Origin of the sequence: Solibacillus sp. NPDC093137 (assembly GCF_050280445.1) — a bacterium.
GTDB lineage: Bacteria > Bacillota > Bacilli > Bacillales_A > Planococcaceae > Solibacillus > Solibacillus isronensis_B.
Genome location: NZ_JBNNVH010000001.1, coordinates 1107591 through 1129668, shown reverse-complemented (window position 1 = coordinate 1129668; position 22078 = coordinate 1107591). Strand labels below are relative to the sequence as shown.

At 38.9% G+C, this 22078-nt stretch carries 18 protein-coding genes; 9 read left to right on the top strand and 9 right to left on the bottom strand.

The genetic code is table 11. The annotated features are described in order from the left end of the window. Positions 1 to 53 precede the first annotated feature (53 nt). A complete protein-coding gene (locus ACQKN3_RS05735) occupies positions 54 to 611 on the top strand; it encodes a DNA-3-methyladenine glycosylase I (RefSeq protein WP_427710054.1) in 558 nt (185 codons plus the stop codon). A gap of 211 nt (positions 612 to 822) precedes the next feature. Here the strand turns inward: ACQKN3_RS05735 and ACQKN3_RS05730 are convergent, their stop codons facing one another. From ACQKN3_RS05730 to ACQKN3_RS05705, 6 genes are all read right to left on the bottom strand, one after another. Then, positions 823 to 1122: a hypothetical protein gene (locus tag ACQKN3_RS05730; protein WP_427710052.1), complete on the bottom strand. Its 300-nt coding sequence runs from the start codon at positions 1120 to 1122 to the stop codon at positions 823 to 825. A 68-nt stretch (positions 1123 to 1190) separates the two neighbouring features. Continuing rightward, entirely contained in the window at positions 1191 to 1454 is a 264-nt protein-coding gene (locus tag ACQKN3_RS05725) for a glycosyl transferase (RefSeq protein WP_427710050.1), read from the bottom strand. A 57-nt stretch (positions 1455 to 1511) separates the two neighbouring features. Further along, positions 1512 to 1694 carry a hypothetical protein gene (locus ACQKN3_RS05720; RefSeq protein ID WP_427710048.1) on the bottom strand — a complete coding sequence of 61 codons (183 nt, stop codon included), beginning with the start codon at positions 1692 to 1694 and terminating at the stop codon, positions 1512 to 1514. A gap of 22 nt (positions 1695 to 1716) precedes the next feature. Then, positions 1717 to 2196 (bottom strand): hypothetical protein, encoded by a 480-nt coding sequence (locus tag ACQKN3_RS05715; RefSeq protein WP_427710046.1) that lies wholly within the window; start codon positions 2194 to 2196, stop codon positions 1717 to 1719. A 121-nt stretch (positions 2197 to 2317) separates the two neighbouring features. Then, positions 2318 to 2737 (bottom strand): universal stress protein, encoded by a 420-nt coding sequence (locus ACQKN3_RS05710; protein ID WP_427710044.1) that lies wholly within the window; start codon positions 2735 to 2737, stop codon positions 2318 to 2320. Positions 2738 to 2747: 10 nt separating this feature from the next. After that, positions 2748 to 4181 carry a SulP family inorganic anion transporter gene (locus ACQKN3_RS05705; RefSeq protein ID WP_427710042.1) on the bottom strand — a complete coding sequence of 478 codons (1434 nt, stop codon included), beginning with the start codon at positions 4179 to 4181 and terminating at the stop codon, positions 2748 to 2750. 240 nt (positions 4182 to 4421) lie between these two features. On the opposite strand from ACQKN3_RS05705, the gene ACQKN3_RS05700 reads away from it, so the two are divergent. Next, positions 4422 to 6239, top strand: coding sequence for a dynamin family protein (locus ACQKN3_RS05700; protein ID WP_427710040.1), 1818 nt, complete (start codon positions 4422 to 4424; stop codon positions 6237 to 6239). A 137-nt stretch (positions 6240 to 6376) separates the two neighbouring features. Beyond that, on the top strand, positions 6377 to 7480 hold the full coding sequence (gene yfkAB / locus ACQKN3_RS05695) for a radical SAM/CxCxxxxC motif protein YfkAB (protein ID WP_427710038.1): 1104 nt from the start codon (positions 6377 to 6379) through the stop codon (positions 7478 to 7480). Positions 7481 to 7592: 112 nt separating this feature from the next. Here the strand turns inward: yfkAB and ACQKN3_RS05690 are convergent, their stop codons facing one another. Beyond that, positions 7593 to 9527: a right-handed parallel beta-helix repeat-containing protein gene (locus ACQKN3_RS05690; protein WP_427710036.1), complete on the bottom strand. Its 1935-nt coding sequence runs from the start codon at positions 9525 to 9527 to the stop codon at positions 7593 to 7595. Positions 9528 to 9805: 278 nt separating this feature from the next. Between ACQKN3_RS05690 and ACQKN3_RS05685 the strand changes: the two genes are divergently transcribed. From ACQKN3_RS05685 to ACQKN3_RS05660, 6 genes are all read left to right on the top strand, one after another. Beyond that, positions 9806 to 10924 (top strand): AAA family ATPase, encoded by a 1119-nt coding sequence (locus ACQKN3_RS05685; protein WP_427710034.1) that lies wholly within the window; start codon positions 9806 to 9808, stop codon positions 10922 to 10924. 24 nt (positions 10925 to 10948) lie between these two features. After that, positions 10949 to 12331 carry a vWA domain-containing protein gene (locus ACQKN3_RS05680; RefSeq protein ID WP_427710032.1) on the top strand — a complete coding sequence of 461 codons (1383 nt, stop codon included), beginning with the start codon at positions 10949 to 10951 and terminating at the stop codon, positions 12329 to 12331. 113 nt (positions 12332 to 12444) lie between these two features. Next, entirely contained in the window at positions 12445 to 13275 is an 831-nt protein-coding gene (locus tag ACQKN3_RS05675; RefSeq protein ID WP_427711608.1) for a DUF2785 domain-containing protein, read from the top strand. Positions 13276 to 13583: 308 nt separating this feature from the next. Beyond that, complete coding sequence (acnA, locus tag ACQKN3_RS05670; RefSeq protein WP_251688076.1) at positions 13584 to 16280, top strand: aconitate hydratase AcnA; 2697 nt, start codon at positions 13584 to 13586, stop codon at positions 16278 to 16280. A gap of 181 nt (positions 16281 to 16461) precedes the next feature. Beyond that, positions 16462 to 18621: a 5'-nucleotidase C-terminal domain-containing protein gene (locus ACQKN3_RS05665; RefSeq protein ID WP_427710030.1), complete on the top strand. Its 2160-nt coding sequence runs from the start codon at positions 16462 to 16464 to the stop codon at positions 18619 to 18621. 336 nt (positions 18622 to 18957) lie between these two features. Further along, positions 18958 to 21264, top strand: a complete 2307-nt coding sequence (locus ACQKN3_RS05660) for a YhgE/Pip family protein (RefSeq protein WP_427710028.1) — start codon at positions 18958 to 18960, stop codon at positions 21262 to 21264. A gap of 55 nt (positions 21265 to 21319) precedes the next feature. Here the strand turns inward: ACQKN3_RS05660 and ACQKN3_RS05655 are convergent, their stop codons facing one another. After that, the gene (locus tag ACQKN3_RS05655) at positions 21320 to 21613 is read right to left on the bottom strand and encodes a YxcD family protein (RefSeq protein ID WP_427710026.1); all 294 of its coding nucleotides are present in this window, start codon (positions 21611 to 21613) and stop codon (positions 21320 to 21322) included. Continuing rightward, entirely contained in the window at positions 21601 to 22056 is a 456-nt protein-coding gene (locus ACQKN3_RS05650; protein WP_251688068.1) for a hypothetical protein, read from the bottom strand. Before ACQKN3_RS05650 ends, ACQKN3_RS05655 begins: the two co-directional genes overlap by 13 nt. Positions 22057 to 22078: the final 22 nt, after the last annotated feature.

Genomic DNA, 22078 nt, shown 5'->3' with positions numbered 1-22078 from the left:
TTGTTTGCGATTGCAAACGAGTTGGATTACAGTGATTAAAAAGAGGTGAGGACATGGAACGTTGCAGTTGGGTCAAACTGGATGAACCTGTATATGTGAAATATCATGACGATGAGTGGGGCGTGCCCGTTTATGACGACCGGAAGTTGTTTGAAATGCTTTGTCTTGAAGGGGCACAGGCAGGCTTAAGCTGGCTGACAATATTAAAAAGAAGAGAAGGGTATTTGGCGGCATTTGATCAGTTCGACGCGGAAAAGATTGTACAATATGAAGAAGAAAAACTTGAAGCATTAAGAAATGACGAACGCATTATCCGCAACCGGCTGAAAATCAAAAGTGTTGTCACGAATGCAGAAAGCTTTTTGGCTATTCAAAGACAATATGGCTCCTTTTCGAATTATATTTGGTCTTTTGTCGACGGCAAGCCGGTGATCAATTCATGGGAATCATCCGCACAAGTACCTATTACGACAGAAACAAGCGATCGTATGAGCAAGCAACTGAAAAAAGACGGATTCAAATTTGTCGGCAGCACAATTTGCTATTCCTATATGCAGGCAGTTGGCATGGTGAATGACCATACAACGAATTGCCACTGTTTCAAAAGGTAAAAGAGGGGGCGGGCTCCCACTGGACGCGGAGTTTCTGACCCCAACTTTTATAAATAATTGATTTGAGAATTATATACTTAAAAGTTAGGATTAACAAAAAAGAACTGAGGATTATTTAATAGCAGGTGAGGATTATCTGGCTCGGAATGAGGATTATTTGGTTAGAACTTAGGATTATATTTTGAACCAACACGATTTGAGCGCAACAAATTTAAAACCTAATGGCCTTTTTTGGTTGTGTCTTAGGGGTTTCTATTAACCTCGCGACAATCTTGCCTTTCTTAAACTTTATATTGTTCAGCCAATAAATAAATGCATCGGTGCGATAAGATACGCCGTAATTTATATGGCCATCTTCTTCCTCTTCAAACCAATAACCATGTTCATTATTCCGGTCATAAAGCCATTCCCAAAATCCCCATTGTAATTGATTAATTTTTCTGCCGACTTTTGCAGGACACTTTATATACTCCATATCATCTTCGTAATCAAATCCGACTTTAATAATCATATATCCAACTTCTTTCTAATTTTTTTGTTTCAATGGGCGACTTGTTTAAGTCAATTTGTAGCAGAAGTTTAAGGTACATTCGGTTCTGCAGATATTAAAACAGCCTTTTTACTTTTCTTGACTTCGTAATTAAAAAAATATTCTTTCTCTACTTCAAAAGAATAATCATTAGTTTTGGGAATAACGATTTCTTTTGTTTCTCCACCCCAATTTTGAATGATAATCGAATTCTCCTTAATTTCCTTCACAGTAGCAAACTCTGCAACTACAGTATTGCTGCAACCAAACCAAATAATAACAGGAACAATGAGTAATAAAAGTAGTTTTTTCAAAATTATCTCCTCTGTATGGATTTTACTAATTTATTTACGCATTCACGTTAAATAAAATTAGAACAATAAATGTTGAAAAAGGGATACAGTTAATAGAATTGCCGATAAAGTTCCTGCGGATAATAAAGTGATCATCTTTCGTTTGTTCACCGCTTTTGTAGGCTTTGCAGCTTCTTTAGATACAGTAATCCATATCATAGTTGAAACTATGGCTAGTATTATTAGAGCATCATTGGACATAAATAGTTCCTCCCCAGTAATTCTAGTTTTTTATCGCTTGTTCTACATATGCTAAAAAATTTTTATAGTTGGATTTACCATCAAAATATTGCTTCACTTCATAAATGGGACACAATACGTGATCCAATTTTTTAGAATAAAGAACAGATTCATCGTCTACGCTCAATACATAATTATTTAGATTTTCGGTATTTTCTTGAATCGAATTAAAATCAAACCAGCGATATTGCCCGACTTTGTGGTTTTTAATTACTTCGCCTAAATAGGCACCAATACGTGTGATGAAATTTTCTGAATGCTCTTTCAAAAGCTGCTGTCCAAATTCTGTATGGATTAACCGTTCAGCATACTCATTAACGAGACGAACACTGTCTATTGAAAAATCTAAATTAGCTTTCGTTAAATGTTCCTGATCCCATTGATCTGGTGAAACATCTTTAAATAACAATTCCGCATTAGATTTCTTACCATTTTTAATTAGTTTGGGCTTTAAGAAAAACACAGTTCCCACCTCATCCTGAATTTGACATGTTGACCCCAATTATATCAGATATACATAAAAAAAAGACAAAACATATTAGTCGCTCTAAAAATGTTTTGTCTTTTCTCTGTTTAGTTTTCCCTTACTTCACAAGCATTGCAGGGCATTGGACGCGCTTCATCACTTTATGTGATACGCTGCCTAGCACCATTTCCTGCAGGCTGTTTAAGCCGCGGCTTCCAATCACCACTAAATCAACATTTTGCGTGTTGGCAAATTTGATGATTTCAGGTCCTGGTGAGCCGTGAATGATTTCCACCTTATAATGGACTTGATGCTCGTTGAACAGTTCCTCGATCGGCACGAGCTTTCGACGACGTTCCATGTAAAGACTTTCGATGGAGCTTGAATGCAATACATCCGTTTTCGCTTTTTCCATATCAATGATAAAGATGACTGTCACCAATGTTTCAGCATTTATTTGGGCTATTTTTAAAGCTTCTTTTGCCGCACGTATCGAGTTTTGCGAACCATCAGCGGCCAGTAAAATATGTTGATACATAAGCCACCTCCTAATCGATTAATGTCGTACCGGTTAACTTCTTCAATAGCTGTTTACTTGACTCATCAATATTCAAGTAGGTTACTTCTATATTTTTCGCTTTCAACTGGTCTTTCACCTTCATTAAAGCACCGATTGCCGAATCATCCCACACTTTACATAGTGAAAAATCGATGACAATTGATGACTGCTCATTTTGAACCGTTTTGAAATAGTCGATAAATCCTTCTGTTGAAGCGAAGAATAGTTGCCCTTTGACAAAGTATGTTTTCCCTTGCTTTGAAATACTTACACGTGAGATTTCGTTGACGAAAAACAGTGCACTGACAATAATACCGGCGACAACACCTAACGCTAAGTTATGTGTATACAGGACAACCGCAATTGTCAGAAGCATCACAAACACATCTTTTTTCGGTGCTGTCACAGCATATTTGAATGATTGCCAGTCAAATTGGGTAATACATACAACAACCATTACACCAGCAAGTACCGGCATTGGAATTTGAACGACATAATCGCCCAGAACGAGTATTAAAAACATTAAAAATACACCAGCAACAAAAGTGGAGAGTCGGCCACGTGCGCCGGATTTTACGTTAATGACGGATTGTCCGATCATCGCACAGCCGGCCATACCACCGAAGAAACCGTTAATAACATTGGCGATCCCTTGTCCGCGCGCTTCTTTATTTTTATCACTTTCAGAGGCCGTCATATCATCCAAAATTGATGCTGTCAGTAATGATTCGACCAATCCGACAACAGCCAAAGCCAATGAATAAGGTAAAATGATCATCAACGTTTCTAAGTTAAACGGAATATCCGGTATTAAAAATGATGGCAGTGATTGTGTAATCGTGCCCATATCTCCGACTGTATTTAAATTGAAGCCTGAATAAATGGCTACTGCCGATAAAATTACAACAGCAATAAGAGGGGCAGGGATCCCTTTAATGACAAAAGGGATTGCGTAAATAAGTGCAATTGTCGCAAGCAGGAATGCCCAAGTAACGAAGTCGCCACCAATAAAGTGCGGTGTTTGAGCCATGAATACTAAAATCGCTAATGAGTTAACAAAACCGATCATGACTGCATTCGGAATAAACTTCATCAGGCGTGCTATTTTCAGCATTCCGAAAATGATTTGGATAATTCCAGTTAAAATCGTTGCAGCGAGTAAATACTGCAACCCATGGTCTTTTACAAGCGAGACGATAACGAGGGCCATCGCTCCTGTTGCAGCGGAAATCATCGCAGGACGACCACCGACAAAGCTGATTGTTACAGCGATTACAAATGAGGCATAGAGTCCGACCATCGGATCTACACCGGCTAAAATAGAAAAAGCAATTGCTTCAGGGATGAGGGCCAGTGCGACAACAAGTCCTGCCAGCACATCTGAGCGTACATTCCCAAACCATTGCTCACGGATATTGTACATATATTGTGTAGCTCCTTTTAAATATTCTTCTACTATAATAGCACGCAAATCATGCCCGGCAATAGCAACATTATGATGAAATTTAATTCCCTCTATAAACTTTCCGTGTGTTAATACCTAGTCAGCGTTGTATTGATTAAGTATGAGGAACCAATTATTTCGATTTTCGTAATTACTTCTCCACATGGAAATCACTGCGTTTATAATAGAATAACAATTGTTTGTAAAGGAGTGACCCGTATGACTGAGCGATTCAGCGAACAGCTAAACAACTTTGATGAACATAATCCGTTGGAACAATTAATTGAACGGTTAAAACCTTTGCATAGTATTCTGTCTCGAAATAGTTATGTAAAAGATACGACATCCCGTTTAAAACAGATTATAGATGATGCTGACAGTCAGCCAATCGTGCTCTTTCTAGGAAAAGAGCGGGTTGGGAAAACGACAGTAATCAACAGTTTAATCGGCAGAAATCTGCTGGAAGACCGCCCCTCAGAATCGACGAGGACCAATACATTTTTAAAATACGGTAATGAGGAATATATAAAAGCTGTATTTTTAAATGGAATGGTAGTGACATTTGATATTGCCAACCTTTCACTATTCACCATTTCAAATACGGAAAGTGCACAAATAATTCGTAAGCACCTGGATTATTTGGAAGTGTATATAACTTGCGAGCTGTTAAAGAAAGTGACAATTGTTGACTCGGTTGCGCTGGAAGCAGGCGCAAATAATACAGCATACTTTTCACCAGCTCTATTACAGCGCTGTAATGAAGTTTTCTGGGTATTGCAAGCGGGTTCACCTGCTACGGAAGCAGAATTGAATTTTATCGAAAAGCTGAACAAAATGGGAATTACTGCTCATTTAGTCTTAAACGGGATTGACCAGGTAGATGGGGAAGTGGAAACCTTTCTTGATATGGAGAAAGAACGTTACGGCTATTTTATAGGAGAGGATGTACCAGTATCGGCTTTACAGGCCCAGGAAGCACGTAATACGAACAGTACACAGCTGCTTATTGATTCACGCATTACACAGCTGTCACAACTGATGTTCCAGTTAATTGATAACAAGCAAAAAAAGACGCGACATATAACAGAGCGGTTTATACAATGGCTGGAACGTCTCCGTGTAGAAATTAATACAATTCCTGCAAGAGAACCGTATGTATCGGCATTTGAATATGTCATACAGCATCAACGTGATTTTCATAGTGATGCAGCTCAATTACAAAAGGATAAAGCGCTCATCGACTCTCTTGACAAACAATATGAATCCGTTAGTAAAGTGTTCAAAGAAGTACAAACTCTTTTTCAGCTTTTACAGACACTGGAGGGTCATTCCTATTTACGCGATCCAATCATCGATATGTATGAGGAAATGGCGGTACTTTATCAAAAAAATGTGCGTGATTACCGAAAATTGCATGTAGAATACTCAATGGAATATGGACAACTTGAAAAACAGTTCAAAAAACAAACGGGGATGTCGCTCAAATTCCCGTTAGAAGAGAGTGAACTTACACCGTTTTTGTCCGAGCAAATTCAAACGTTAAATAAAGTCCAAAAAAATTGTGAACAAAAACTGGTGCTCATTAAAAAATACGAACAATTTGTACTGGAAAAACTGGATTCAGTACAAAATCGTCTGAACGAGCTGGTGGAAAACCAACTATTATCAATACACAATCAGTTAAACGAATTGAAATCGAAACGTATTCGTGAACGGGCCAACATGACAGCCTCTGTAAATAAACTGGCCGAATTCAATTGCATTGCCGAAGCACAAAGCTTTATAAAAGATGCACTAGAGCCTCTTTTATTGGAAAGAGTACTGCCGATTAAAGAGCAGGAAAAAATGCAAATTCAACAGACGATTAATCATCTTGTTACGGTTGATTTTACGTATGAAACACCAATTGCAACAGAACCGGATGAAATATTGGAACCGCTCAATTTGAAGGAAAAATACCAACTGTTTGAGCTGCGGTTAACCGAAGAAGATATTATCTCGGATATTCCGGAATTACCTGAAAAAATCGAATTTTAAAAAAATGGCTGCGCGGGATTTTTAACTCGTGCGGCCATTTGCTTTTTAAGGGAGTGCTGCGAATTCCTTGTAAACAATAGCCTTTCCAATGTAAAGTTTTTATGAGAAAATTGTACTCGCAGAAAGGAAGTATTTAAATGAATACAATTTTTAAACCTCATGATGAATGGGAACCATATATTGATATCGACCAACATGGTAAGCTAACTTTATCTAATATAGAGTTTACGACAACAAACTTATGTAATATGAGATGCTCTCATTGTGCAGTAGGATATACGTTATTGACAAAAGAATTACCGGCCATCCCGGCAGATGAAATTATTGGTAAACTGGAAGAGGTTGAAACGTTACGAACAATGAGTTTTACAGGTGGAGAACCACTATTAACTAAAAAGGGAATTAAGGATAACCTGTTACCGCTATTAAAATATGCGAAGAGCAGGGGGATTAAGACACAAATCAACTCCAACCTTACATTACCGATGTCTCATTATGAGCTGGTTGCACCTTATTTGGATGTCATGCATATTTCGCACAACTGGTGTGATGAAAAGGAATTTGTTGAAACAGGATTCGCGATGATGGAAAAAACGCCGTCAGTTGAATATAGAGGGAACTTATATCGCAATATTTTTGACAATGCAAGAGAACTATCAAAAGGCGGCATGTTCGTTTCCGCAGAAACAATGTTAAACCGCAACACAGTGCCGTTTATGGAGAAAATCCTCCATGAAGTAGCCAATGAAATGCTATGTAAACGACATGAGATTCACCCGATGTATGCAAGTGATTTTGCTGAAAGCTTAGAAACGATCGGTTTGGATGAATACAGAACAGTTATCAATGAAATCCTGGATTACAGAAATAAAGATATTTGGGTTTTATTCGGAACATTGCCGTTCTATCCGTGCAGCCGTGATGAGCGCGATATCGCATTAATCAACCGAATCAATAATGCATCGAATACAACAATGAGAAATGATGTTGACGGTCGTTCAAGAATGAACCTGAATATATTCTCAGGTGATATTTCGGTTACCGATTTCTCGGATGACGGTCAAGCGTTCGGTAATATTAAAAATGAATCATTAACTCAAATCTATAAAAGATGGCTAGATTCAAATATTTCCAAATCGATCAATTGTCATTGTCCTGCGGTGAAATGTTTAGGGGCAAACGTCATAGTTAAAAACATGTATTATCCGTCTACTGAATTTGTCAGTGGGATTGTGAAATAAATAATTTAAATACAACAATCTATCCAGATGTGGGTAGATTGTTTTTTATTTTTTGTTTCACCAATACTAAAAAACCTACCTGCAACAGAAAAAGTCGCAGGTAGTAATGTCATTAGCTGATTTCATCAAGATTCGATGAAATTTCGCTGTTATTTTCACTGTAAAACTTTGAACCGAACGAGTTGTCGACCATTGTTTCGGACAGATAAATTTTCGAATAGTTGACCGCCTGGATGTTGAAATCAAACTTCGCATTTTGAATAATGCATTTCGAAGCATGGAGAACCGATTTGTTTTGTACAAATATATCGGATTCATGGCCTTCAATAATCTGTGTTGTGTTCAGCTCAACAGAAGATTCGGAGTCAATCCATAACTGGGAATACATATGATTGGAAATGAACGTATCCTGAATCAACGCCTCTGCATGGTTTTCAATTATTAAACCGTTCCGTTCACCTTCCATCAACTCGCTGTCTTTTAACACAAGAGAACTGTCATTGATGATGATTTGCGGCATTTTATGACAAGAAATTTGGCTTCCGATAATATGAACCGATGCATCTTTCATCGCCACAATCCCGTTCGTTTCGCCGCCGCTAATTTGGGAATGCTGAATTGTGGCATTCGTATTGCCGACCATTTCAATTTGAATTCCCGTGCCATCTTTCACAACCGATTCGGTTACTTCAAGTTCACATGCATCCATGACAAAGATACTTTTGCCGCCGATTAATTCGCTTTGGTAAATCGTTACCGTACTGTTATTTTTCCCGGCTATATGTGCTAGGTCATTGTGATTGAAATGGCAATTGTCCACAGAAGTTTTCGCATGGTTGACTGCTAAAATACCATTGCCTTTATTATGGTGTACCGTCGTATTTAACAGGAATAATTCCGCTTCCATTACCGTTAGCGCCGCATTTTTATGACCTGTAATCGTACTGGAAACAATCGAACATGAAGCACCTTTTTCTGTATAAACTCCAATCTGTTTTCCTTCCTGAATTGTCGCATCTTTTATTGTACAAATGGAGTTATCAGTAATGAAAAGCTGCGGCAGCACATTATAGGCAAACACCGTACTATTGAAGTTTGCGACCGATTTTTCCTTTATATGAATCCCGACGCCTTGGCAGCTGTATACTTCACAGTTCGTCATATTTAGGAAAGACTCGAGCAACAGCTGGACATTTGCGATTTTATGAAAAGCAATCAATGTATTCTCGATCATTGCTTCAGAATAGTCCCGTAAAATAATACCGGATTCATTGCCGTATTGTATTTGGCAATCTGTCACGTTTAGGGAACTTCTTTGCATCCAGATTTGGGGAAGGTGGTGGTGTTGGATTGCTGTTTTCGTTAAATGAATGTTTGAATGGTCTGATGCATATATACCATTACCTTCGCCATGCAGAACTTCGCAGGCATCCATTTCCAATAGGGCATGGTCCTGGATAATGAGCTGTGTACCGGAATGATGCTGGACTTTCACACGAGTTAAATATGCCCTTCCATGAGATTTAACCCAAAGTGCCTGATTCGCTTTTGAAAGGGTACAATCCGTTAAATGAAGCATTGAATTTTCCGCTAATATATGAACTTTTTTATTGTTTTCAAAGTGACAATGTTCAAACTGGGCTGCACTATTGTAAATCAATGTCACTGCCGCATCCGATGCATCCTTGAATGTTGTATTTTCACAATGTAATGTTCCGCCGTTCATTGCTAAAAGCACATTCGTACGTCCACCTTGAATTACACAGTTTTTTAATATAATTTTACCTTCGACATAAATTTGCGTTGTAGGTTGAATCGTCATGTTTTCAAATGTGACTGTCGCAGATTCAGCGATCACGATAGATCCTTTTAAGCAGACAGTTGCATCCTTTTGCGCTGCAACCGTTCTGTTTTCCTCAAAAGTTAAAGTTTCTTTATATGTCCCGGATGCAACGATAATTTCATCATGGCTCGTTGTTCGTTGCACTGCTTTTTGAATAGTTTTAATGCGTGAAAAAATTGAAGATGACACTCTTACTGCCGCCATACGATTCCTCCTACCAAACATGCTATATGTAATATGTTCACGTAAAATAACAAAATTAATCATTTGCAATTAAAATTGTGTAAAAACATGAAAATAATATTACCTTTGCTCTTACTAAAATAGTGCAAAGTCACCTGAAATATTCCTAGTTCTTTAAAGGAAGAAATATGACAGGCAAAAGGTTTAAAAAACGTACAGGAAGTGTAACGTTATTAGGAGAGGATTACATAAATGTGCGGGTAAACGGATTTACGTAAAAAGGGAAAGGTGGTCAATCAATGTGTGAACAGCTGCAAACGATCCGTCAGCAACTGAATGAATGTTTTTATGATCGGGAAGAAGAAATTGAAGCCTTAATAATTGCCCTATTATCACGGCAGCACCTTTTATTTATCGGTCCAGCGGGGACGGGGAAAAGTGTGTTATCGTCCATGCTTGGTTCAATTGTTGAAGGGAGTCATTGTTTCCAGCATTTATTGACGCCTTTCAGTACACCTGAAGAATTGTTTGGTGTGCTTTCTTTAAAAGATTTGGAGCAGGGAATTTATAAACGGAATGTGACTAATATGCTGCCGGAAGCCCATTTTGCGTTTATTGATGAAATCTTTAAAGCAAACTCCGCGATTTTGAATTCACTGCTGACACTAATCAATGAACGAATTTATTATAACAACGGGGTTCCGATTGCTTCTCCACTTTTGACGATGGTCGGTTCATCCAATGAATATATCGAAGAAGGGGAAGGGCTGGAGGCATTATTCGACCGTTTTTTGCTGCGCTATGAAGTTAATTATATTCGCGAAGAAGAAGCCTTTATTGCAATGTTAAAGGACGATAGCGAAAAGGAAGTAACGAAAATAACATTGGACGAGCTTTATGAACATCAGCAAAAGACGAAACAGGTTGCGATTTCAGATACGATTTTTAAAGTACTTGCTAAAATTAGACAGGCGCTTCAAGATGAAGGCATTCGTCCGTCCGATCGACGTTTTAAACAGTCACTGTCAGTTTTAAAAGCAAAAGCGTATTTAGACGGGCGGACAGAAGTGATCCGGGAAGACTTGCCGATTTTGACGAATATTTTATGGGAAACGGTTGAACAAAAATCATTAACAGAACAAACCATTAAAGAAGTGGCCTTTGATACGGTCGAAGCGTTTATTCACAGGACATCGACAGAGTTTGAGATGATTATTTTAACTGCGAGAAATGCGATGCTTCAAAAATCCCCGTTTGCCAAATCGGAGCTGAGTCAACTGCTCCTGCAAGGGAAAACATTATTTATGGAAGTACAAAATATGAGCCGTCAAATCCCGAGTCGTCCGGAATTAAACAGTCTCAAAACGGAAATGCATAAACAATTACTTCGAATAACTTCAGATGTTATCGGGTTTTAAAGAATACAGAAGGTGGGATGCTCTTTGAGTGAGAACATACATGTAATCTACAGCCGAACTGTTTTTGAGGGGAGCGCCGAGCAAAAGACACGGTTTAACGAATTGTTGAAAATGGCCACTTTGTTGAATGACAGCTGCATTGCAGGGGAAAAAATTGTTCCCGGCTTTACGAATATCATCGGGGATTGCTGGCATGCTTTCTATTATAAAGCACCTGTACTAAATAAAAATGCAAAGCAACTGGACAAAATGCAATATGATTTTATGAAAGAGCTGCTGAAAAATGAAGAGTACATCCAATGGCATGAGCTGACAAAAGGTGACGAGCTGTTAAGTGTCCTTACTTCCGTCAGCATTGCAGAACAGCTTCTTAAAAGCTTTCAATATTATGAGGAACAGAAAAACCCATTTCAGATCGAGCAACTGGAAGCCTTTCAAAATCAGCGACAAAGCCCGAATATGACAAACGATTTACCGGAAAAAAGGGAATATTTAAAGCAGTTATCGAAAACGTCTATCGGCATGATGCTGCAGCAAAACAAAAAGAATATTCATCATACAAAAACAGCAGTCATGAAAGTTGGGACGATGGACGGCAAAAAAATGGATCAAGTTCCTTTAAGCGATCAGTTTAAACTAGCGAGAATGATTAGCGAGCGAAAGGAATTGCATAAAATTGCCGAATTAGTCGGCCGTTTTAAAAAAATTGCGACAAGAAAGCAGAAGTCTAAACAAGACGAGACGATTCAGCATCAATCGGTGACTTTTGGGCATGAGCTATCCCGATTGTTGCCGGCTGAATTGGGCAACTATATGTTAGGATATAGCAAGCTCGATTTTTTAAAGCGGTTAAGCGAGCAGCAAACACTCGTTTTTAATAAGAAGGGGAAAGATCGTCAAGGAAAAGGACCGATTATTGTATGCATGGATGAAAGCAGTTCCATGACATCAATTAAAGCCCAAAGTAAGGCGTTTTGTATTGCCTTGCTGAACATCGCTAAAAAACAGAAAAGAGATTTTGCGATTATACCTTTTGCAACAAATGTGGGGGAAATTAAATTTTTCCGAAAAGGTCAGGCAAAGACGCAGGATCTCATTCAGTTCAGTGACAGCTTCATCGGTGGCGGTACAAATTATGAGCTGCCATTACGTGAAGCATTGAAGCTATTAAAGAAAAGCGAATTTAAAAAAGCGGATTTGCTGTTCGTAACAGACGGGTCCAGCTTTTTGCCATCACGTTTTATAGAGGAATTTGCACATACAAAAAAGCTGAAGCAATTTGAATGTACTTCCATAGTTTTAACAAATTTATTCAATACCGTCGATCTGAATGTTGTCGAGCGCTTCTCGGATCGTGTTATTGAAGTAAATGAATTATTTGAAGCAGAAGATGCATTTGTTTTATAAAAACGGGTATATTCAGAAGGTGTGCGTCTATTAGAAGAGCTTTTACCTAGTCAAATGATCATACGTCTCTTACAATATTGTTATGCATTTGGTTAGGAGGCGTCTTTTTGTTAGTGGAAGATTATGAAAAGTTTTTTGAAATGACGACGGAAGAGCGAAAACAATCTATTCAGGAGCACCCGTCGATACTGAATGAGATACTGGAGACAATCGGTCATGAAGAAGCAGCAATCCGTGACCAGCTGAATTACCGCCTGTTCATTTTGCTGTTGTCGGAAAATGCACTTGGTGAGACAGTTATTGCCGATTTTGTGAGCAAACTTTCTTCAACAGACGGTTTACTTTATAAAATTGGCGAAAAGGGGACAACTTCTGTTTTTCAGCGTTCCTATGCGGCTCTTTATTTAGCGGCAATCGTGAATGCGGATCGACAGCTTGCCATTTTATCGAATGAGCAGTTGGAGCTCCTTGCACAAAATGCGGTGGCGCTATTAACGAAGGAGCAGGATTTGCGAAGCTTCGTCGATCCGAAGTCGGGCTGGGCGCATAGCGTTACAAATACAACAGAGTTAATTAACGCCATTATTGCGCATCCGCTTTATCCGATTCGCTTTACGGCTCAAATATTGCAGGCAATCCGCGCAAATATTTGGAAGGGCTATGTATTTGTCGATGACGAAGAAGAACGTTTCTGCAATATCATTCAGGCATTGTTAGCCAAAAACATCGACGAAGAACTGTTCATAGAATGGTTTGAACAGCTGTTTGACCAGCTGGAAATGGTCGCCTATGAGCGCGGCTATGATGCACTTTGGTTTAAAGCTAGAACAAACCAGCTGAACATGGCAAAAACGCTCTACTTTTATTTGAAATTTGCCAATCGGAATGAAAAATTGCGCAGTATTGTGTCCACGTTCATTCAGCGCTGGCTCAAATTAAACTAATAACATTATTTTAGTACAATAATAAATTTAAATTTATTCAAATTTATACACATATGTACTAAAAAATATGCCATTTAAAATACATTCTGAAATTGTTGAGGAATACTCTGTGAGAAGAACTTTCTGACAAAGTAGGATTTCTGAAGGTATTGCAGAAGAAAAGGGCATTTCCGATAGGTCATAATTTTAACTTATCGCAAAAGATAATAATAATGCAATTTACTTATGTTTGAATGTGCGCTATTATTGACTGTGGAGAAAAGAGCATTACAACCTTTTCAATTAAGAAAAACTAGGGGGAACACAACATGGCAAACTTACACAACAGTCGTTCGACTTTTGAAGTTAACGGTAAAACTTATAACTATTTCCGTTTAGCTGCAATTGAAGAAGCTGGTATCGCAAAAGTATCACGCCTACCTTATTCAATTAAAGTATTATTAGAATCAGTATTACGTCAATACGATAACTATGTAATTAAAGACGAGCACGTTAATGAATTAGCTAACTTCGGTAATCACAATGCAGATGCTGAAGTACCATTCAAACCTTCTCGTGTAGTATTACAAGACTTCACTGGTGTTCCAGTAGTAGTTGACTTAGCTTCATTACGTTCAGCAATGAAAGAAATGGGTGGAGACCCAGCTAAAATCAACCCTGCAATTCCGGTTGACCTTGTAATTGACCACTCAGTACAAGTAGACAAATACGGTAACGCAGCAGCATTACAAGCGAACATGGATTTAGAGTTCGAGCGTAACGCTGAACGTTATAACTTCTTAAAATGGGCTCAAACTGCTTATGATAACTTCCGCGCTGTACCACCAGCAACTGGTATCGTACACCAAGTTAACTTAGAGTATTTAGCTCCAATCGTTCACGTTAACGAAACAGAAGAAGGTTTAGTAGCATTCCCTGACTCAGTAGTAGGTACTGACTCTCACACAACTATGATCAACGGTATCGGTGTTCTAGGTTGGGGTGTTGGTGGTATTGAAGCTGAAGCTGGTATGTTAGGTCAACCATCTTACTTCCCAATTCCTGATGTTATCGGTGTTAAATTAGTAGGCGAATTACCAAACGGTACTACAGCTACTGACTTAGCATTAAAAGTAACTCAAGTATTACGTGCTCGTGGTGTAGTAAACAAATTCGTTGAGTTCTTCGGACCTGGCGTACCTGGTTTACCACTAGCTGACCGTGCTACAATCTCAAACATGGCTCCAGAATACGGTGCTACTTGTGGTTTCTTCGCAGTTGACGAAGAATCATTAAACTACATGCGCTTAACTGGCCGTGACGAAGAGCACATTGCTGTTGTTGAAGCTTACTTAAAAGCTAACGACATGTTCTTCAACCCGGACTTAGAGCCTGTATACACTGACGTTTTAGAAATTAACTTAGCGGACATCGAAGCTAACCTTTCTGGTCCTAAGCGTCCACAAGATTTAATTCCTTTAACTGAAATGAAACGTGTTTACCGTGAATCAGTAGTAGCTCCACAAGGTACTCAAGGTTTCGGTTTAACTGAAGAAGAATTCTCTAAAACATCTACTGCTAAATTTGCAGAAGGTGACGTAGAAATTCCTGCAGGTGCTGTAGCAATCGCTGCCATCACTTCTTGTACAAACACATCTAACCCATACGTATTATTAGCTGCTGGTTTAGTTGCTAAAAAAGCTGTTGAGTTAGGTATTAAACCTGCTAAGTGGGTTAAAACTTCATTAGCTCCAGGTTCTAAAGTAGTCACTGGTTACCTAGAAGAGTCTGGTTTACAAGACTACTTCGACCAAATCGGTTTCAACACTGTAGGTTACGGTTGTACAACATGTATCGGTAACTCAGGTCCGTTATTACCAGAATTAGAAGAAGCAATCAAATCAAACGATTTATTCGTAACTTCTGTATTATCAGGTAACCGTAACTTCGAAGGCCGTGTACACCCATTAGTAAAAGCTAACTTCTTAGCTTCACCACCATTAGTTGTTGCTTACGCTTTAGCTGGTACTGTAGATATCGATCTACAAAAAGACGCAATCGCTGTAACTCCAGAAGGCAAAGAAGTATTCTTCGCTGATATCTGGCCATCAACTGAAGAAGTTAACGAAGTATTAAATAAAGTTGTTACTCGTGAATTATTCCAAAAAGAATACGAAACAGTATTCACTGCTAACGAAGCTTGGAATGCAATCGAAACTTCAACTGAAAACTTATATACTTTCGATGATAAATCAACTTACATCCAAAACCCACCATTCTTCACTGGTCTTTCTAAAGAGCCAGGTGCTATCCAAACATTAGCTGGAATGCGTGTAATGGCTAAGTTCGGTGACTCTATCACTACTGACCACATCTCTCCTGCAGGTGCAATCGGTAAAGATACACCAGCTGGTAAGTACTTAATCGAAAACGGTGTTGCAATCCGTGACTTCAACTCTTACGGTTCTCGTCGTGGTAACCACGAAGTAATGATGCGCGGTACATTCGCTAACATCCGTATCCGTAACCAAATCGCTCCAGGTACAGAAGGTGGTTTCACTACTTACTGGCCAACAGGCGAAGTTGAGTACATTTATGATGCTTGCATGAAGTACAAAGAAGCAGGTACTGGCTTAGTAGTATTAGCTGGTAACGACTACGGTATGGGTTCATCTCGTGACTGGGCTGCTAAAGGTACATTCTTACTAGGCGTTAAAACTGTAATCGCACAATCTTACGAGCGTATTCACCGTTCTAACTTAGTAATGATGGGCGTATTACCATTACAATTCATGGCTGGCGATTCAGCTGAAACTTTAGGATTAAAAGGTGACGAAACAATCGACGTTAACTTAACTGATGATGTTAAACCACGTGATATCCTAACTGTTACTGCAACTTCTCCAGAAGGAAAAGTAACTGAGTTCAAAGCGTTAGCTCGTTTCGACTCTGAAGTAGAAGTAGACTACTACCGTCACGGTGGTATCCTACAAATGGTATTACGTGCTAAAGCTGCACAACAATAATTCCATTCTATAACATGAAAGACAAAGTCAATTTCGATTGGCTTTGTCTTTTTTTGTGTAAAAGGACCTAAAGAAAGTATTTTTTGTTAAATAACAGTAAAATTTTCCGGAAAATGTGGAAATTTTTATAATATTTCGTTACTATCAAAAGGTAGGTTAAAAATTTTGGGGGGTCTTTTGGATGAAGAAAAAAAGAATGTATTCAGCAACAGCTTTAGCAGCATTTACGGCAGTAGCTGTAGGAGCAACAGGTGTTATGGCAGAAGAGACAATTTTTACGGATGTAACAGTTAGCCATCCATATGCAGAAGGGATCAATGCTTTAACATCTGCAGGTATCGTAAAAGGATTTGAAGACGGTACTTTTAAACCAGATACAACGGTTACTCGCGGACAAGCTGCGAAAATGATTGCGGGTGCTCTTAAACTTGATACAACAAATGTAAATAATCCTAACTTTAAAGATATTAAAACGTCAAACCAGTATTATAGTCAAATAGCGGCATTAGTAGCGACTGGATTTGTTAATGGTTATGAAGACGGTACATTCCGTACAGCGGATAAAATTACACATAATCAATTAGCTAAAATTTTAACGAACGTTTCTGCGGTATATCCGATTGATGCAACTTCTTTATTAACAGAGGCTAAAGTTGTATTCAACCCTACGAAACAACTTACTCGTGGTGAATTGTCAAGCGTATTGGCAACAATGCTTGCAGCAGCTGCACCAGCACCACAACCACAACCTGAACCGGAAACAAACAATTATAAATTATCAATTATGCATGTGAACGATACTCATGGACGTGTTGATGCATTTCCAAAATTAATGACGGCGGTTAATGAACAACGCGCAAAAACACCAGATGCGCTTTTATTGCATGCGGGTGACGTTTTCAGCGGTACTTTATACTTCAATGAGTTTGAAGGACAAGCTGATCTACCGTTTTTAAATGCATTGAAATTTGATGCGATCACATTAGGGAACCATGAATTTGACTTAGGTTCTTCACCAGAAGGACATAAAGCATTAGCTGAATTCATTAAAGCTTCACAATTCCCGGTTTTAACGGCGAATGTTGACTTTACAAAAGACAGCCTGTTTACAGGTATGTTCTCCGATTTAGTATCAAGCGAGCCAGAAAACGGCAAAATTTACGCTGGTATGATTAAAGAAGTGAACGGCGAAAAAGTCGGGATCTTCGGATTAACGACAGCTGAAACAAAAGATATCGCTTCACCAGGCAGTGTAGCATTTGAAAATTATATCGACGAAGCGAAAAAAGCGGTAAAAGCGTTTGAAGATAAAGGTGTCGATAAAATTATTGCTTTAACACATATCGGATTTGACGATAACCCTGCATATGACAATGATCAAATTCTAGCAAAATCAGTACCTGGCATTGATATTATCGTAGGCGGTCACTCACATACAGAGCTTAAAGAGCCATTCGTAGTTGATACAAACACAGTTGGTGAGAAAAAGGACGCAACATTAATCGTTCAAGCAAAAGAGTATGCTGGATTCCTAGGTACAGTGAATGTTGAATTTGACGAAAATGGTGTCATCGTTAAACATGACGGTCAATTAGTTGAAATCGGTAAACTTGCTGATGACGCTGAAGGTTTAAAAATACTTGCTCCATTTAAAGAAAAAGTAGATGCACTTTCTAAAGCAGAAATCGGTGTTACTTTAGCAGAAGATTTAGTGAGCCCTCGTGCATCAGACGATAATCCAGTGAGTGTACGTAATAGTGAAACGGTATTAGGAAATATCATTACAGACGGTATGCTTGCAAAAGCGAAAAAGTATACGGATAAAAAGGTTGTAATGGCATTGCAAAATGGCGGCGGTATTCGTGCTGCAATTCCAGCAGGCAATATTACAACTGGACAAGTAATTACAGTGTTACCGTTTGGTAATACATTAGCATTAATGGATGTTACAGGTGCTGAATTAAAAGAAGCATTTGAACACTCTGTGAAAGATGCTCCTAAAGAGAATGGCGGATTCCTGCATATCTCAGGTGCAAAACTAGAATACGATTCTTCTAAAGAAGCGGGCTCTCGTATCGCTTCATTAAAATACTATGATGAAGCAACAAAAGCATATGTAGATGTTGCCGATAACGAAACTTACACAGTTGCTACAAATGCATTCACTGCTAAAGGTGGCGACGGCTTCAGCTCGTTTGAAAAAGCATATGGCGAAGGTCGTGTAACAGACTTAGGTTTATCGGATTGGGAAAACTTAAAAGAACAATTATTATCAATGAAAGAAATTAAGTTTACTACTGAAGGCCGCATTGTAGATACAGCTGCGCCAGTAGAAAAATAATTTAACAGCTAAACCACTAATTTGGGCAACCATTTTAGTGGTTTTTTTATTTTTTTTTTGCAAAATACATTATGTAAATTAAACTTTTCAACATATCACTGGATAACAATAAAATTAGAATATTCAGATAAATAAAGGGAGTCCCGAAATTGAATGTTATTTAACGATTATATTGTCCTATTTTTTGAATATTAATATGAACAAAATTCACGTACTAACAAGAAAATATTTACATTTTCTAGTAGAAATATGTAAAAACTTAGAATATATTATTGTTATACGCAATGAGTATTTATTCATTCGTATAGGTCTAATTTAACAAAAAGGGGGGTTTTTATGGGGTCGTTTCAGTTGTTTGGGAAGGAATTGCAGTCACTGAAAAATCGTAAAGGTTTACTCATTGCGTTGATCGGTGTCATGCTCATTCCAATTGTTTACGTAGCAGTTCTTCTGTCAGCTACATGGGGACCATATGACAACCTGGATAACTTACCGGTTGCGTTCGTCAATAAGGATGCAGGCGGAGTTTCGGGTGGTCAAGCTATCAATGTCGGCAATGATTTAATGGAAACATTAAAAGAAAGTAATTCATTAGGCTGGCATTTTGTGACGGAAGAAGAAGCGATGGAAGGATTGGATAAGCAGGAATTTTACCTAGTGGTAGAAGTGCCGGAAGACTTTTCACAAAAGGTGACAACCGTTCTTGATGCAAATCCGCAAGTACCGGAATTGCGTTATATCCAAAATGAAGGATTAAACTTCATGGGAGCGCAAGTGACAAACAGTGCTGTTGAAAAACTTCGCGAACAATTAGGGGACAAAATTACAGCGACTTATGCCAGAACGGTATTCTCCAGGTTTACGGATATCGAAACAGGATTTGCTACTGGGGCAGATGGTTCGAAGCAAATCGTCGACGGTACTGAGCAGCTGGCAAATGGGACGAACACATTATTAACATCGTTGACGGAAAAATCGGCAGATATTAACAAGCTTGCTGTCGGTGCGAAAACGGCAGATGCGGGGGCAGGCCAACTTCTTTCCGCGATCAATGGGGGAACGGGCGATATTAACAAGCTAGCGTCCGGATCACGTCAAGTGGCATCGGGTGCTACACAATTAAAAGGCGGATCTCAGCAAGTATTAGCAGGACTTAATTCATTAAAAGGCGGTTCAACGGAAATCTATACAGGTTTACAGAAATTACAGCCTGGTTCCGAAAATCTCCTGAATGGGTTGCAGCAGCTTTCTGCTGGAGCGAACCAGCTTTATGCAGGTATCGCTGTAGGAGACGGTACGCAGGCAAATCCGGGGTTGGCAAAAGGCCTGAACCAGCTGGCAACCGTATTGAAGTCAAAACAAGCGGATATCGAACAAATGGCACAAGGTGCAGCATTACTGCAAACATTGGCGCAAGCACCTGGCATGGAAGCATATCGTGAAAATTTACTTGCTTTAAGTGCAGGCTTGGGAGAGCTTGGTACCGTTTATCCGGTTGCCGTTCAAAGTGCCAATGCATTAAGCAATGGTGCCAACCAGATGGCGCAATCCATGCCTGCATTGACAACAGGTCTTGAAAATGCAATTGCCGGTCAAAAAACGATCGTGTCCGGTATTGGTTCATTAACGGCTGGACAAGAAAAAGCTGTAAAAGGAATCGATGCACTTGTTTCTGGTCAGACAGCAGTCGTTTCTGGTGCATCAACTTTAGCGGGTGGTGCATCACAAGTAGCAAATGGTAATGCATCGCTAACGAGCTCGTGGAACAAATTAGGTGCAGGTGTTTCCAACCTGAAAAGCGGTTTAACGCAAATCAGCACAGGTAATGAAACTGTTGCAGTTGGTTGGCAAACGATGACAGAAGGCGTTACGTCATTAAATGATGGGGTTAACCGTCTTCAGGCAGGTTCATCGGAATTGGCGACTGGTTTGGAAGGCGGTCGTGAGCAAGTGGCGGCATTACGAATTACTGATGATAATATTGCGATGTTCTCTTCGCCGGTTACATTGGCAGGGGAAAAGGTCAATGAATATGAATATTATCGCGATTCAACAGCTCCGTATATTTTATCTTTGGCACTATTTGTAGGTATGCTTGTGTTGTCCATGTTTGTGGACTTTAAAAAACCGGCTGTATTGCCAAAGTCTGCTGTAAGCTGGTTTGTCAGTAAATGGCTGCAATTAGCACTGTTTGCTACAATTCAGGCTGTATTGGTTACGGTATTTACATTAGTCGTATTACAGCTTTCTGTAGATCATGTGGTGCAGTTTATTTTATTCGGGATTTTTGTCAGCATTGTATTCATGTCGATTATTTTCTTCCTTGTATCGGTTGCCGGCAATATTGGGCGATTTATCGCACTTGTACTGGCTGTTGCACAATTATCGATTACAGGTTCGAATTTACCGATTCCGATGCTTCCTGAAAATTTACAGGCGGTAAGTGCATATTTACCGTTTACGTATTCGATCTCAGGATTTAAATCGGTTATTTCATTAAGTGATCTTTCATTACTATCATCGAATGCTTTAGTCCTTGTCATTTATTTAGTCGTTGCTTCTGTGTTGGCATTGATTGCGTTTATCGTAAGCTATAAATCACTTACGACGAAGTACACACCGGAAGTGCAGCCGACTGCATAACAAAAAAGACCCGTCTACTCTCAAAATAGAGAGAGACGGGTCTAATTATGTTGAATTAAAACTCTACGTGAGCAATCATGCCTTCTTCATCATCAATAGCAAGTGAAATACGTGCTGACATTGAATCACGGCCAAGCTGCTCATCAATATACAGACGAAGTGCCATAATGAAATTCACAGAGTTGTATACTTCCAGTTGTCCGCTGTAGAAAGCTTCCGCTGAATATCCGGCAACATCATCATACATCAGCTCCACTTCCACATCTTCTGGTGCTGTGTTTTTGAATTTTGCATGGAACAGACAAACGGCATTAATTAAATCTTGTTCAAGTAATGTTAGTTTTTCCACGTATCCGTAACCTCTTTATCTTTTTTGCGTTTGATTAACTGGTAAATCTTCACTAGGAAGAAGACAATTGCCGCAATTGCCGCTACGTTTATTAACAGACCTAAAATGTTACCTAACATACCCATGCCGGCAAATAAGCTACCGAATAATAAACCGGCTAAACCACCAAGCATTAAGCCTTTCATTAAACCGCCTTTGTTTGATGCTGTATTTGAATCATTCTTTTTCGTTGTATTATTGTTTTGTTTAGTTGTTGTCGGGTTTGTAGCATCATTATTGTTTTTTTGAATATTAGTATTGTTATTGTTGCTGTTGAAGCCTTTTTTACCTGACTTGTAACCTTTTGCTTCAACTGACTGTGCATCATTAGCAAATAAAATCGTAGTCCCTACACTTGAAAATACAAGTGTGAATGCTAATAATACCGCTGATAATTTCTTCATGTTTTTCCCCCATTTAGTCTAT